The organism is Sulfitobacter sp. LC.270.F.C4 (assembly GCF_032922545.1).
Lineage (GTDB): Bacteria > Pseudomonadota > Alphaproteobacteria > Rhodobacterales > Rhodobacteraceae > Sulfitobacter > Sulfitobacter profundi.
Genome location: NZ_CP136685.1, coordinates 218,464 through 230,890 on the forward strand (window position 1 = coordinate 218,464; position 12,427 = coordinate 230,890).

The following is a 12,427-nucleotide window of genomic DNA, read 5'->3' on the forward strand; positions in this document are numbered from 1 at the left end:
GTCCGGAGAGCGGACGAAGGGGCCGTTCAGAGGTCTGAATTCAACGGCCTCTTCAGATACCGACCTTTCACTGATTTCTTACGAATTTAAACAGTAAGTATGGCTCGGGTCTGCGAAGCCGCGGCCAAGCCTCCCCCATCGTTCGGCATTGTGATCGGCGACGGTTTGCTTCATATCAGCGGTTGCTGATACCTTATTCCTTCCAAGCATTGATGGCAGGCTATGAGTTCGAAGGATAACCAAGAAAAGCGGCGCCGGAGCGGACGGCCGCTCATGATTTTGCCTATTCTTCTGTTTGGGTTGCTGGGCGTAGTCTTCTACTGGGGCCTCTGGAACAACGACGACCGGTTGCCCTCGACGCTGATCGGAAGACCAATCCCGGAATTCGCGCTCCCGCCCATCGAAGGGCGGCAGGACGGCCTAGGCTCGTCGAACCTGCAAGACCAGGTTTCTCTCGTCAACGTCTGGGCGTCGTGGTGCGTCCCCTGCCGCACGGAGAACCCGCTTCTCGTCGATCTTGCCGAAGCGGGCACCGTTCCGATCTACGGTATCAACTACAAGGACGATGCCGAGGAGGCGCTGGGTTTCCTCGAAGAGCTCGGCGATCCCTTCACCCGCATCGGCGCGGACCGATCAGGCCGCGTTGCGATAGACTGGGGCGTCTATGGAGTGCCGGAAACATACATAATCGACGCCGAGGGGCGCATTGCATACAAGCATGTCGGCCCCTTTGATCAGGCCTCGCTTGAGGAGGACATTCTGCCGGTCGTGCGCCGGTTGCAGGCTGAGAGCGACCCGTGAGGCGACGTGACGTCCTTGCCGGAGTCTTGGCGCTTGCGGCAAGCCCTGCCTCCGCCCGACCACCGATCCCTAATCACGGGACTCCGCGTGATCTCCTGTCGCCGCCTTTCGTGGATGGAGATGGACGGGATCTGACGCTGGCGGACTTCGAGGGACGTGTCGTGCTTCTGAACATTTGGGCGACTTGGTGCCCGCCTTGTCGCGAGGAGATGCCGACGCTCGACGCGCTGCAAGCGCGCCTCGGCGGATCGGATTTTCATGTTCTGCCGCTGTCGATCGATCGGGCCGGTCTCGAACCTGTGCGCCGCTTCTACCGAGAGACCGGCATTCGCAACCTCGATCTCTATATCGCGGAGGATACGCGCGCGATGCTGGCCTTGGCCGTGGTGGGTCTGCCGACAACGATTCTGATCGACCGCATTGGGCGCGAGCGGGGGCGCCTCGCAGGCCCGGCCGAATGGAACAGCCCCGAAGCCGTTGCGCAGATAAGCGCTCTTATTGACGAACGTAAGCAATAGGACATGGAAAAGCACGACGACCGCGCCAGCCGTTCCGCTCCGTGCGCACACGTGGTGGCGGTCTACCGATCAGTTTGGAGATGTGGATTTGATTGAACTTTCCGTTCTTGGACTAATGGCGGCATTGCTGGCCGGTGCCGTTTCCTTTCTGTCGCCCTGCGTGCTGCCGCTCGTGCCCGGCTACGTATCCTACGTTGCCGGACGTACGGTCACCGGCAGTGCAGCGCCTTCGAAGGGGCGGGCCGTCTGGCTCAGCTTCTGTTTCGTCCTTGGCTTCTCCACGATATTCATCGCGCTTGGGGCCTCTGCCACCGCGCTCGGTCAGACGCTGCTGCAGTGGCGCTACGAACTCAACCTCGTCGGCGGCGCGATCGTGATCCTGTTCGGTCTGTTCATGATCGGGGCAGCGCGCCTGTCGGCCATGGAGCGCGACCTGCGTTTCCATCTCGACCTGCCGGGCGGGCAACCGGTCGCCTCCTACGTGCTCGGACTCGCCTTCGGTTTCGGCTGGACACCGTGCATCGGGCCGATCCTCGGTGCCATCCTAACCGCCAGCGCGACAAGCGCGACGATTGGCGAGGGCGTCGCATTGCTTGCCGTCTACTCGGCCGGCCTTGGGATCCCGTTTCTGGTCGTCGCGGGGTTCACCGACAGTATTGCCGGCAGGCTGCGCGGCATCGGTCGTTGGGGTCGCCGCCTGCATCAGGCTGCGGGCGGCGTCATGATCCTGATGGGCCTGGCGATGATGACCGGGCGGTTGAGCGCACTGGCCTACTGGCTGCTGGACACCTTCCCTGTCCTTGCGCGGATCGGGTGAACAGATGCGACTGTACGAGAAACATATCCTCCCTCGGCTGACGCATCTGGCGATGGGCCAGGATCAACTTCTTCCCTACCGGCGCCGCGCCATCTCCGGCCTGCATGGGCGTGTGCTGGAGATCGGAATCGGCTCGGGCCTGAACATTGCGCTCTACCCCGAGGCCGTGCGCCAGATCATCGGTATTGATCCGTCGCCCGAACTCCTCTCTCGGGCCGCGCAAACCTCCCATGGACTGATGCCCGCGGCCGAGATGATCGAGGGCGTGGCCGAAGCATTGCCGCTCGAAGATCGCAGCGTCGATTGCGTCGTCGCCACCTGGACACTCTGCAGCGTTTCGGAACCGGAGAAGGCTCTCGCCGAGATCCGGCGCGTTCTCAAGCCGGATGGCGTCTTCCGCTTCGTCGAGCATGGCCTGGCGCCCGGACCCCGTATCCGGCGCTGGCAACGCTGGCTGACGCCTGTCTGGAAACACTGCGCCGGGAACTGCCATCTTGACCGCCCGACGGCCGACTTGATCGAGACAAGCGGCTTCCGCATGGAGCGGCTCAACACCGGTTACGCGACAGGTCCGAAGCCCTTGGTTTTCATGTATGAGGGACAAGCTCGCCTCTACTGAGGAAGCTTGGAAACAGGACAATCTCGGCTTTCGATCCGTGGCGCAACTGATGGCAAGGTAGCCAATTCTCGCCTCGAACTTTCGCCGAAAATTTTGCGGTGATGAGATGTTATGAGCAGTCATCAAGATAACCGGCAGGCCAATCTGACGCGCGGCATCCGGGTCGAGATCGCCAGCCTCGTCTACAACATCATCGAGGTCGTCGTATCCGTCACCGTGGGACTTCTGACCGGCAGCGCAGCGCTGGTGAGTTGGGGCCTCGACAGTACGGTCGAGGCCACCTCGGCTGCGACTTTGATCTGGCGCTTGAAGAGTGAGGTGGACGGTGCCGACAAGCGCACGGTCCTGCACCGCAAGAAGGTCGCGCTCTACGTGGTTGCCTGTGCCTTCTGGATCGTCGTCGCGGCGATCCTCTACGAGGCGGTCTCCGCCTTCATTTCGCAGAAGGCGCCGGGCTTCAACTGGTGGGGTATCGCGATTCTGGGTGCTTCGCTCGTGGCCAACCCGTTCCTCGCCTGGGGCAAGTATCGCTACGGCAAGCGGCTCGATGCGCCCGCCCTGAAGTACGATGCCAAGGACACCATGATCTGCCAGTATCAGACGATCGTGGTGTTGGCCGGGATCGGTCTGACGCAATGGATGGGCTGGTGGTGGGCCGACCCGGTGGCGGCGCTTCTGATCGTGCCCTACGTTGCATGGGAGGCGTTCGAGGCCACGAAGGATGCGCGGTCGGTCGATCCGGACGAGGGCGAAGCTACTGCCGAGGCCTGACGTTACGCATGATGAACCGAGATTTGGGCATGGGCGGCAGTTCTCCGGTTTCCAGATCCAGATCCTGATCCGGCACTTCGTAGTCGATGGCGTTCACGAAGAAACTGCAAAACGCCTTCATCTGGCTGATCGCGATCCACTCGCCCGGACAACGGTGGTTCCTGTGGTGATCGCCACCGCCCTGCGGAATGAACTCGTAGGGAGTGACCTCCCGATCGTGAAACCGCTCGGGCCGGAACTCTTGCGGCGCGTCCCACGAACGAGCGTCGGTATTCGTGCCGTAGAGGTCGAGCAGAACCCTGTACCCTTTGGGAAAGCGATGTCCGCGCCACTCGAAATCGCTCTTCACCCGTGCCGCAACCGCGGGAAAGAACGGATACAGACGGCGGACCTCTTGCACGAAAGGTTCGAGCTGTCCCTCGTCGTCCTTCAGCTTTTGCCGCCACTCGGGATGCCGATGTAAAGCATGCGCCGCCTGAACTATGAACACGGATACCGCGACGGTCGGGCGCAGGACATTCAACAGCTCTACGGCGGCCACCCTGGGGGTCAACAACTCCCCATCGAGATCGCGCCATGTCGCGATGATATGAAGGGCACTTTCCTGCGTCGGCTGAAGCTCACCATCGCGGACCTGTTGGATTAGCCGTGCTGCCCATTTTTCCAGGCGGTGGCGCGCCAGACGCGCGCGCCAGTGTTTGGGGCCAAGGGCCCCGGCGTCCTGAAAAAGCGCTGTAAGCTGCGCCGTTCGGGTCGCCACCTCAGCTTCATTAAGCGGCACCCCGGCCCAGGCGCAGGCAGCTCTTGTGAGCATTTCGCGCACTTCGTCATAGAGGACGACCTCGTTCCTCGCCTCCCAGTCCGGCGCATAGTTGTCCAACATGTGAAGCGACGTGCCCTCAAGCGCGGCGATCCGCTCGGTCCCCATGAGTGACATGAACATCTTCTTGCGGTGCTGGTGGGCAGCGCCGTCCAATCCCTGAACGCCGCCTTCTCCCAGCAGGGACTTCTGTATGCGGCCTGGCATCGAGCCTGCGCGGATCAGCCGGTCTTCCCGATAGAAGGCTTCTGCCGTCGCCGCGCCGGTCATGCAGATCGTCTCTTGAAGGAGGATGCGGGTTTCGAACAGGTCTGTGTCGAGTGCGCGGCAGGTCTCCGAAATGAACCCATATGGGTTGCGCAGCAGGGCAAGTGTGCTGTCAAAGCCTTTCGCAGATGGTATGCCGAACATGGGTTACACCCCCGTTGTGTTTTCCTTGCGTTGACCCTGACCAGGCTTGTCCGTCGCAGAGCGGAAGCTGTCCCAGAACAGTAGGGCCGCGCCGCAGAAAATCGCCACATCCGCAAGATTGAAGGACGGCCAGTGGTATGTTCCGTAATGGAAATCCAGAAAGTCTGGGACGGCCTGATAACGCAGCCGGTCGAGGACATTGCCGAGTGCGCCGCCGATGATCAGACCGAGAGCGGCAGCCGTCAGCCTGTCCGGCGCGCGCCACAACCAGATCAGCAGCCATAACACGATCACGCCAGCAAGCGCGATGAGACCCCACCAAGGCACGATCCCGCCCAGCATACCGAAGCTGACTCCATCGTTCAGAACCCGCACGAGATTGAGAAAGGGTAGAACCTCGACGCCGCCCTCAAGCGCAGGTGTGTTCAGGGCAAGCGCCTTGGTGCCCTGATCGAGGGCGAACGCCGAGATGGCGCAAACTCCGCCTAGAACGCGGCTGTTCATGCAGTCGTCTTCAGATCGGCCCGCGCATCGCGAATGATCGCCCAGGACGAGTGCAGGAATAGCCCGGCGATACCGAAGGCAACGATAAGGTCGGGCCACGCGCTGCCCAGCCAGGCCACAAGACCGGCGGCAACGACAACCGCCGCATTGCCGATGGCGTCGTTGCGAGAGAAAAGCCAGACGGCCCGCATGTTCGCGTCGCCCTTGCGGAACGGCAGCAGCGGCAGAACGGAGATGACGTTGACGACAAGGGCAATCATGCCAAGCAGGCCCATGAGACCCGCATCCGGCGTCGTCCGTTCGAAGACCCGGACGATGGTCGTGCCGAGGACGCCGAGACCGAGGAGCCCGAGGAAGATGCCCTGGATCAAGGCCGACCGTGCCCGCCAGGCGAGGCTCCAGCCGATGGCCAGCAGGCCAAGGAAGGTGATCGCGCCGTCGCCGATGAAATCGAGCGCATCGGCCTTCACGGCCTGTGACCCGGCGATGAACCCGCCGATCATTTCAACGACACCGTAGCCCACGTTCAGGATCACGACGATCCAGAGCGCGCGTCGGTAGGCCGGGTCCTGATGGGCGGGATTCGGCGGAATGTCTCCATCGCCCTCGATCCGGTCGAAGCCGTAGCCGGTCACCGCAACGGCCTTTTCGATGTCCGGCAGGCGCCCTTCGGGTGCAGCCAGTGTCATGATGTGGGTTGCGGCCGACACTTTCACATCGCCGGGCGCTACCCCGGCCGACTGTGCCGCCCGCTCGATCTGTGCAGCATCCTTCGCGCAATCCATGCCGGAAACCCGGTATCGAAACAATGGCGCATCTGCTATCTCGTTGTCTGTGTTGGCCATGATCGCGGCTTTCCTGCTAAAGTGGATAGAAGATTCTATATATCAGCGAGAAATGATATGGCGCAAATCGTTATGGAAGACAAGACCACCACTATTGAACAGCGCGCGAAATTGCTTCGCGGCTTCGCAGATACCAGTCGTTTGACGATTCTGGACGCCTTGGCAAAAAGTCCGTTCGTCGTTCAGGAGCTCGTCGCGCACACGGGACTAACGCAGCCCAATATCTCCAATCATTTGCGATGCCTGCTGGAGTGCGGGCTTGTCGCCAGCGATCGAGATGGACGGTTTGTTCGCTACCGTATCAGCAATTCACGTATCACAACGCTATTGAGCGATGTAGATGCTCTTCTTGATGTCGTCGCAGAAGGGGTTGAGGCTTGTGACAACTATCGCGAGACGTGATTCAAGATGTCGTGGCCTTCGGCCAGGTCGTTACATCGCTCCGGTTTGGTCGTTCTTTAGATGTAGTTCTTTCGACGTGAGACACAGTCGAGATGTTACCGCGAAGGTTTTTTCAACCAATGGCGAACATCGGCCCCGCACCCAGAATACCGGATAGTCCTGCGGTGACGGGCCACGACCGAATTGCTGGCGGACTGGTCTGTTCTTGTCTAAGTAAGAACACGAAAGCCCCGGTTCGACCTCAATATTTCTCTTGAACCTACAGTAGCTTTAGGAGTTAGGGCCGCAGACGAAGAACGGCATTCGAGTCAAACAGGCCATACTGCTTCAGGCTTTCCTTACTGAACGGCAGAGTGGCCTTGTTTAAGCTTAGTTTGCCTACCTAACGTTGAAGGAGTAAGAATGATGCTGACAAGACGACATTTTCTCCAGACCAGCGGTGCGCTGTTTTCTACTCCAATCGCTGGCCCGCTACTGGCAGCCACCCGGCCCACCAAGGAGGAGAAGGCCGCCTGGGACGCGCAGGTCACACCTCCCGCTTTTGATCCAACTACGTCAAACCCGTGGGGCCTGCACCCGCGCTTTTTGCCCCAGCGGGTGGACGCTAAGGACGGGCTTGTTCCGGGAGACGTCCACGTCGATGCCGTAGCGCGCTACATCTATCACATCGAAGAAGGGGGAACTGCGATGCGTTACGGTGTGGCGATCGCCCGTGGTAACCTGTACGAGCCCGGCACGTATACGATCCAGCGAAAAGTGGAATGGCCAAACTGGACGCCGACCCAAAACATGATCGCACGCGATCCCGAGCTCTATGGCCCGGTTGCCGACGGTGTTGACCCTGGCCCAGAAAACCCTCTTGGTTCGCGGGCGCTTTACCTTTTTGAAGGCAACCGAGACACCTATCTACGCATTCACGGGACGCCCGAACCAAGAAGCATCGGCGGGCGCGCGAGTTCGGGGTGTGTCCGCATGGTCATGGCACATATCAACCATCTATACCCGAACGTCAAAACTGGTTCGACGGCGTTCCTGTATTCGGCAGAAGAAAGCGTGACCCCGCGAACGTGATCTACGCCCACCCAGTTTGCACTGGTCAATATCTCACGCCGAACGCGTAGTGCAGATCGGGTTGCCACCTATTGAGCAGAGCGGCACCAGTGTCGTTTTTGCTGGACCGCTGTGCTCATGCCAGTAACACCCATCCTCGGAACGAAGCCGAGCTGTAGTGGGGTCCTGACTAGGGGCAGCTAGGTTAACGATTTGTTCGGGAAGGTTTCCAACCGCGTCTACCCGGACAGACTTGTGGCTTGAAGCTACAGTAACTGTAGTAACTACATTTCCTTGGAAGCGATTCGAGGAGATACCTGATGTCCCTTGCCGACCTTTTCCGACCTGGACCGAAGAGAAACCAGCGCTCCAAGTACTGAATTATCCAAATTGTGGCTGCTGCACGGCTCGCGCGAAAACTCGCCACTCAGCGCGCTGAAAGGAACTTGAACACCCGTCTTTCGGTTTCCACCCTAGTAACCAAAACAAGGAGTAAGATCATGCAAGTTCACGAAATCATGACCAGCAATCCAACATGTTGTAGTACCGACACTACGATTCAGGAGGCCGCAAAGCTGATGGATGAAAAGTCGGTCGGCGCGATTCCCGTGATCAATGACGCCGGTGAGCCGGTCGGCATCATTACGGACCGCGACATCTGCTGTGGTGCCGTCGCAGAGGGAAAGGCAGCCGACACGCCGGTTTCTGACGTCATGTCGGATGACCTCCTGACAGTCTCACCTGATGAGGACGTTAAAAGCTGTTGCAGCAAGATGGAAGAAAAACAGGTGCGCCGCAGCGTGGTTACAGACGAAAGCGGCAAATGCTGTGGGATCGTGGCTCAAGCGGACGTGGCACGGGAAGCCGACGGCGCGGAAACAGCCGAATTGGTGCAGGAAGTGTCGCAGCCAGAGAAGAGTTCTGGCTGCTGCTGACCCAATGGCACATGGGATCCCGAGTGACCGAACCTGTTGCGAATAAGTCCGGTCTGGCTGCACATGTTGAAAGGAAGTCAAAACGCGGCGCTTGACCGCGTTTTGATCTGCCGAACAGATAGGAAGTTGCCTGATGGCCCACGATCACGCCCATATCGACCTCGAGTCCGGCGACCGTCGAGTCTCCATCTCCATCTGGGCCAACGGTCTTCTGACCGTCGCGCAGATTGTCGGCGGCATCCTATCCGGCAGCCTCGCACTGATCGCGGATGCTCTGCACAATTTCTCGGATATGGCATCGTTGGTGATCACCTTTGCCGCTCGGAAAATCGCGCGGCGGCCTGCGGACGCGCGCATGACCTTCGGCTATGGGCGGATAGAAATTGTCGCAGCGCTCATCAACTACACGACCCTTATCCTGCTCGGCTTCTACCTGATCTACGAGGGTGGCATGCGCATGATCGACCCGCCCATCTGTGGCAGATGCAGGAGCACAAGGCGGCTTTGGACTGCCACATCGTGCTGACAGCGGACGGCTGGCGTTAAATCGAAAATATCAAGACGGCAATCAAGGACCGGCTGAAGGACGATTTTAGCATCGGTCATTCGAGTTTGGAATTTGAGCACGAAGACCGAGCCCATGAGAACGCCGACCTTTACGGTCACGGCAGGCCGGAAGAAGACGAGAAAAACCATGTTAACCAAGACACTGGCTGATCATGACGAGATGATTGCCCTTGTCGGCGAAGGCAAGCTGAGCGAAAGCGATCTGAAACGGATGCACGTCCTGCTTCAGTAGCGTCTGCAAGAGACAAGCAAGCTAGGGCCGAGACCTCAATCTCACGAGGTTCGAAGCCGGCGCATAGTCGCGTTTGGCTCTGTGAATTTGGCCTACTAGGTCAGATAAGAAGATGGTTCCGCGGAGAGGGGTGAGCCTAGCCGGAGGCAATCAATCGGCAAGCTGGATCGTGATCTAGTCCTCCCGCTTCTAAGAACGATTAAGAGGAGGAAGACCTTAAATGGACCCAAAGTTTTCGAAATCCGGCGCTACGTGGGGATATATCCTTTCCGCCCAAGGTAGGCCGTCCGCCAAACGGCAGCGACAAGAAATTTCGCTGCATGGGGTAATTGAACAGGTTTGGTGTGACCAGTTTGAAGGGCAAACTACGCGTCCTCGAAAGCATCTCATCCAACGAGAGCAACTGCTGCTGTCGCTAAATCAAGGGGATAAGGTCGTTGTGACGGCACCAGAATGCTTGGGATTGTCAGAACGTGACGTGAACTGGTTCTTGACAGAACTCGCCATTCGCGGCGTGCTTCTGTTGGTCCATTCCGGAACCATTGTTGTTGATCCGGGTGGATCGAAAAGAGACCTAGCTGCTGTAGTTGGCCGATTTCACAGCAAACTGCGGGCATGACACTGGAACGCGGAGAAACCGCTCAACAGCAATTTCCGCCAGCTTGAGATCATTATGAGGTAAAATGATGACCGAGCATTCTGTATTCACCTGATTTAGGTCATGCCAAGCGAGGATCATCACAGCTCCGCTTTCAGCAGCATAGGATTGCAAAGCCTCCGATACCTCGTATTGGAGGCAAAGGTCGAGCGCGGAGGTGGGCTCGTCCATGAGGACAACCCGCGGCCGCGTCACCAGCGACTGTGCGATCGATACGACCTCACGTTGCCCGCCTGACAGTTCCGGCAATTGCCGCTCAGCAAGAGCGGTGATGCCCAATCTGGCCAATACGTCGTTCACGGCCGTTAGCTCGGAAGTAGAAAGGCGTCAACCGCTCCCACCGTGCTTCAGCGCGAGTATGATGGATTCGTAGACCGTCAGCGCTGCATTCATCCCCGTATCCTGCGGCATGTAGCGCAAGTCCTCCGTGGCTGCATCGCTGATGCGCACAGTCCCTGCCCCCCGCATCTGTCCTGCGATGCGCCGAAACAGCGTGGACTTACCAGCCGCATTTGCCCTCACAAGAGCCGTCACTGCCTCCTCGAATTGGCGGTGTTGTTGCCTTGCTGAGGACCTCATGCCGACCATAGCGCGCAACGAGGTTTTCAAGTTGCAGCGTCACCATGCTTTGCGCCCCTTGGTCAGAATAAGAGCGGCAAAGAAGGGAGCGCCCACCAATGCCGTGACATTGCCAATGGGCAGGACAGCGCCGAACAAGGCCTTCGAGAGCACAGATGTGGCCGAAAGGATCAGCGCGCCAGCTAGCATTGCTCCGGGCAAGAAGAAGCGTTGATCTTCCCCTAAAAGAAGCCGTGCCACATATGGACCGACAATGCCGATGAAACCGATCGTACCGACGAAGGAAGCCGGCACGGCCGCCATGAGTAATAGTGTTATCCATATGCAGGTCAGTGTCCGCGATAATAATGTCGATCAGGCTCTTCGGGTTTTAAAGAAAAAGCTTCAAAGCGAAGACGTTTTCCGCGAAATGAAACTCAAGCAGCACTTCGAGGAGCCTTCTAAGAAGAAAGTTCGCCAACAGGCCGAAGCGATCCGCCGGGCTCGCAAAGCGGCGCGCAAGCGCTTGGAGCGTGAAGGCGTGATGTAGGTCTACCGATACACATCACTTAGAAAATTGCCCTTCGGCGTGAGTTCCCATCTAAAACAAATGGCTTTTTCCCGACTGGGCTCAGTAGTTGACCTGCTCGTAGCCATATTTGCCCTCGTAATCCCGCCACTCCACGAATACCGAACGGTGGCGGATGCTCGGACAATTGTCGCCCCACCTCTCCAGCCCCACATGATCTTTCGGCAAGGTTCCGATCGATGAACGCTGCCAAGAGAAGTCTCCTTGAACGCCATAAGTTCCAAGTACAACGACCGCGCTCCGCTCGCAGTCCCCCTCGCTGCCTGCCTCATATTGTCGAGCGTTCCGCACATCAAAGATTCGTATCGAGCGCACGAAGTTAAACTCCGGACCGCTGATGTCGATGTCGGCGCGTTCTCGACCAAGCGTAATAGAAAAGTCACTGCTCTTATCACCCGTTTCAACCCTTTCCGCCGGGAACACGCCCGTCGATGACAGGCCGACTTCCTGAGATGGGGCAACGGTAATCGTCTGGAGCAGCGGATGACGCGGTATATCGAACAGAATGTCGAAGATACGGCCGCCATTTTTACCAGTGCCATTGAGTTCATGGGATGCTCTCATCGGACAACGCCATATCTGCAATGGAGGCTCTACTGGCCAGGGGGTTATTCTTCGAATGAATTCCGCGCGGGCGCGTGAGCATGGCACTGATGCGGGCCAACCCCCTGAAAGACAGAGGAGAATCGCGCAATCGATCGGATAGGTTTGCGCCCTAACCCGCTCGGCCGTTCCGAAGAAAGACGTGGAGCCAAGAGCGACAAGGACGACGAAACGAGTAAGCGCTTTGGGCATGAATACTCTCCTACAGTTTTGGCAGGTTGACGGTCTCTCTAGATATTTTATATTCATTGCGCCAATAGTATATTTTTGAAAGACCTGCTCCGATGACTATTAAGGCCTGCTAATTTGGGTATGCTCGCCGCCACTCGAAAGCGCTTCGAGGTATTCGATCACTTTCACAGGTGTCGACGATTTTGCCTCTGCCAGCACTTCGGGATGAAGCGGCGGCTCGATAGATCCGGCAGGTTCCTGTCCGTCCAGCCAGAGCACCGACAACTCAGAGGAATTCCACAGGTATACCCATCCAACCGTGCGCTCCCGATCATTTCCAAACAATCGGGCTATGGGCTCTGCTTCTTCTTTCAACAGTCTCACCGCTTTCTTCCTTCCAGTTTCCAACCACCAAGCAGGATTTCGATCACGTCAGCCATTTTCTGGCCCAGTGGATGGCGATCGAATCACACTGCCTGTAGTTGCACTGTCGTGAGCCGCGAATTCACGATACGAAGCGAACGCCGGCGAAATAGAACGAAACGAACAACGGTAC

The 12,427-nt window shown here is 58.4% G+C and carries 16 protein-coding genes and 2 pseudogenes; 10 read left to right on the top strand and 8 right to left on the bottom strand.

Features of this window, described 5'->3' with window-relative positions:
* Nucleotides 1–273 precede the first annotated feature (273 nt).
* The 5 genes from R1T45_RS01100 to R1T45_RS01120 all read left to right on the top strand — a co-directional run bounded on the left by R1T45_RS01100 (nucleotide 274) and on the right by R1T45_RS01120 (nucleotide 3,526).
* Entirely contained in the window at nucleotides 274–801 is a 528-nt protein-coding gene (locus R1T45_RS01100; protein ID WP_317388861.1) for a DsbE family thiol:disulfide interchange protein, read from the top strand.
* Nucleotides 798–1,319 (top strand): TlpA family protein disulfide reductase, encoded by a 522-nt coding sequence (locus R1T45_RS01105; RefSeq protein ID WP_067631003.1) that lies wholly within the window; start codon nucleotides 798–800, stop codon nucleotides 1,317–1,319. Before R1T45_RS01100 ends, R1T45_RS01105 begins: the two co-directional genes overlap by 4 nt.
* Before the next feature lie 115 nt (nucleotides 1,320–1,434).
* Complete coding sequence (locus R1T45_RS01110) at nucleotides 1,435–2,136, top strand: cytochrome c biogenesis CcdA family protein (protein ID WP_348348220.1); 702 nt, start codon at nucleotides 1,435–1,437, stop codon at nucleotides 2,134–2,136.
* 4 nt (nucleotides 2,137–2,140) lie between these two features.
* Complete coding sequence (locus tag R1T45_RS01115) at nucleotides 2,141–2,755, top strand: class I SAM-dependent methyltransferase (protein WP_067631010.1); 615 nt, start codon at nucleotides 2,141–2,143, stop codon at nucleotides 2,753–2,755.
* A gap of 111 nt (nucleotides 2,756–2,866) precedes the next feature.
* The gene (locus R1T45_RS01120) at nucleotides 2,867–3,526 is read left to right on the top strand and encodes a cation diffusion facilitator family transporter (protein WP_082849320.1); all 660 of its coding nucleotides are present in this window, start codon (nucleotides 2,867–2,869) and stop codon (nucleotides 3,524–3,526) included.
* Here R1T45_RS01120 and R1T45_RS01125 read toward each other — a convergent pair.
* The 3 genes from R1T45_RS01125 to R1T45_RS01135 are packed head-to-tail and all read right to left on the bottom strand — an operon-like array spanning nucleotide 3,510 to nucleotide 6,106.
* The gene (locus R1T45_RS01125; protein ID WP_067631015.1) at nucleotides 3,510–4,757 is read right to left on the bottom strand and encodes a cytochrome P450; all 1,248 of its coding nucleotides are present in this window, start codon (nucleotides 4,755–4,757) and stop codon (nucleotides 3,510–3,512) included. The two genes, R1T45_RS01120 and R1T45_RS01125, sit on opposite strands and share 17 nt — an antisense overlap.
* Before the next feature lie 3 nt (nucleotides 4,758–4,760).
* Nucleotides 4,761–5,261, bottom strand: coding sequence for a signal peptidase II (lspA, locus tag R1T45_RS01130; RefSeq protein WP_067631017.1), 501 nt, complete (start codon nucleotides 5,259–5,261; stop codon nucleotides 4,761–4,763).
* Nucleotides 5,258–6,106, bottom strand: a complete 849-nt coding sequence (locus R1T45_RS01135) for a cation transporter (RefSeq protein ID WP_067631019.1) — start codon at nucleotides 6,104–6,106, stop codon at nucleotides 5,258–5,260. The genes lspA and R1T45_RS01135 overlap by 4 nt, the downstream gene beginning before the upstream one ends.
* A gap of 57 nt (nucleotides 6,107–6,163) precedes the next feature.
* On the opposite strand from R1T45_RS01135, the gene R1T45_RS01140 reads away from it, so the two are divergent.
* From R1T45_RS01140 to R1T45_RS01160, 4 genes and pseudogenes are all read left to right on the top strand, one after another.
* Nucleotides 6,164–6,508 carry an ArsR/SmtB family transcription factor gene (locus R1T45_RS01140; protein ID WP_067631021.1) on the top strand — a complete coding sequence of 115 codons (345 nt, stop codon included), beginning with the start codon at nucleotides 6,164–6,166 and terminating at the stop codon, nucleotides 6,506–6,508.
* Nucleotides 6,509–6,913: 405 nt separating this feature from the next.
* Nucleotides 6,914–7,579: a L,D-transpeptidase gene (locus R1T45_RS01145; RefSeq protein ID WP_067264455.1), complete on the top strand. Its 666-nt coding sequence runs from the start codon at nucleotides 6,914–6,916 to the stop codon at nucleotides 7,577–7,579.
* A 479-nt stretch (nucleotides 7,580–8,058) separates the two neighbouring features.
* The gene (locus R1T45_RS01155; protein WP_067631023.1) at nucleotides 8,059–8,493 is read left to right on the top strand and encodes a CBS domain-containing protein; all 435 of its coding nucleotides are present in this window, start codon (nucleotides 8,059–8,061) and stop codon (nucleotides 8,491–8,493) included.
* Between the two features lie 133 nt (nucleotides 8,494–8,626).
* Nucleotides 8,627–9,210 (top strand): annotated as a pseudogene (locus R1T45_RS01160) (cation diffusion facilitator family transporter).
* A 656-nt stretch (nucleotides 9,211–9,866) separates the two neighbouring features.
* Here the strand turns inward: R1T45_RS01160 and R1T45_RS01165 are convergent.
* The 3 genes and pseudogenes from R1T45_RS01165 to R1T45_RS01175 all read right to left on the bottom strand — a co-directional run.
* Nucleotides 9,867–10,250 (bottom strand): ATP-binding cassette domain-containing protein, encoded by a 384-nt coding sequence (locus tag R1T45_RS01165; protein WP_271694222.1) that lies wholly within the window; start codon nucleotides 10,248–10,250, stop codon nucleotides 9,867–9,869.
* A gap of 27 nt (nucleotides 10,251–10,277) precedes the next feature.
* Entirely contained in the window at nucleotides 10,278–10,484 is a 207-nt protein-coding gene (locus R1T45_RS01170) for a hypothetical protein (protein WP_317388862.1), read from the bottom strand.
* 84 nt (nucleotides 10,485–10,568) lie between these two features.
* Nucleotides 10,569–10,847: pseudogene (locus R1T45_RS01175) on the bottom strand (iron chelate uptake ABC transporter family permease subunit); the annotation flags it as partial.
* Nucleotides 10,848–10,851: 4 nt separating this feature from the next.
* Here R1T45_RS01175 and rpsU point away from each other — a divergent pair.
* Nucleotides 10,852–11,058 (top strand): 30S ribosomal protein S21, encoded by a 207-nt coding sequence (rpsU, locus tag R1T45_RS01180; RefSeq protein WP_185805296.1) that lies wholly within the window; start codon nucleotides 10,852–10,854, stop codon nucleotides 11,056–11,058.
* Between the two features lie 81 nt (nucleotides 11,059–11,139).
* On the opposite strand, the gene R1T45_RS01185 is transcribed toward rpsU, so the two are convergent.
* Nucleotides 11,140–11,892: a hypothetical protein gene (locus R1T45_RS01185; RefSeq protein ID WP_348408754.1), complete on the bottom strand. Its 753-nt coding sequence runs from the start codon at nucleotides 11,890–11,892 to the stop codon at nucleotides 11,140–11,142.
* Nucleotides 11,893–11,991: 99 nt separating this feature from the next.
* Nucleotides 11,992–12,255 carry a hypothetical protein gene (locus R1T45_RS01190; RefSeq protein WP_317388863.1) on the bottom strand — a complete coding sequence of 88 codons (264 nt, stop codon included), beginning with the start codon at nucleotides 12,253–12,255 and terminating at the stop codon, nucleotides 11,992–11,994.
* Nucleotides 12,256–12,427: the final 172 nt, after the last annotated feature.

Bases quoted from the DNA above. Each gene is read 5' to 3' on its own strand.
- R1T45_RS01100 (WP_317388861.1), top strand. From the start codon at position 274: ATGATTTTGCCTATTCTTCTGTTTGGGTTGCTGGGCGTAGTCTTCTAC.
- R1T45_RS01125 (WP_067631015.1), bottom strand. From the start codon at position 4,757: ATGTTCGGCATACCATCTGCGAAAGGCTTTGACAGCACACTTGCCCTG.
- R1T45_RS01145 (WP_067264455.1), top strand. From the start codon at position 6,914: ATGCTGACAAGACGACATTTTCTCCAGACCAGCGGTGCGCTGTTTTCT.
- lspA (WP_067631017.1), bottom strand. From the start codon at position 5,261: ATGAACAGCCGCGTTCTAGGCGGAGTTTGCGCCATCTCGGCGTTCGCC.
- R1T45_RS01120 (WP_082849320.1), top strand. From the start codon at position 2,867: ATGAGCAGTCATCAAGATAACCGGCAGGCCAATCTGACGCGCGGCATC.
- R1T45_RS01155 (WP_067631023.1), top strand. From the start codon at position 8,059: ATGCAAGTTCACGAAATCATGACCAGCAATCCAACATGTTGTAGTACC.
- R1T45_RS01110 (WP_348348220.1), top strand. From the start codon at position 1,435: ATGGCGGCATTGCTGGCCGGTGCCGTTTCCTTTCTGTCGCCCTGCGTG.
- R1T45_RS01185 (WP_348408754.1), bottom strand. From the start codon at position 11,892: ATGCCCAAAGCGCTTACTCGTTTCGTCGTCCTTGTCGCTCTTGGCTCC.
- R1T45_RS01115 (WP_067631010.1), top strand. From the start codon at position 2,141: ATGCGACTGTACGAGAAACATATCCTCCCTCGGCTGACGCATCTGGCG.
- rpsU (WP_185805296.1), top strand. From the start codon at position 10,852: ATGCAGGTCAGTGTCCGCGATAATAATGTCGATCAGGCTCTTCGGGTT.
- R1T45_RS01140 (WP_067631021.1), top strand. From the start codon at position 6,164: ATGGCGCAAATCGTTATGGAAGACAAGACCACCACTATTGAACAGCGC.
- R1T45_RS01135 (WP_067631019.1), bottom strand. From the start codon at position 6,106: ATGGCCAACACAGACAACGAGATAGCAGATGCGCCATTGTTTCGATAC.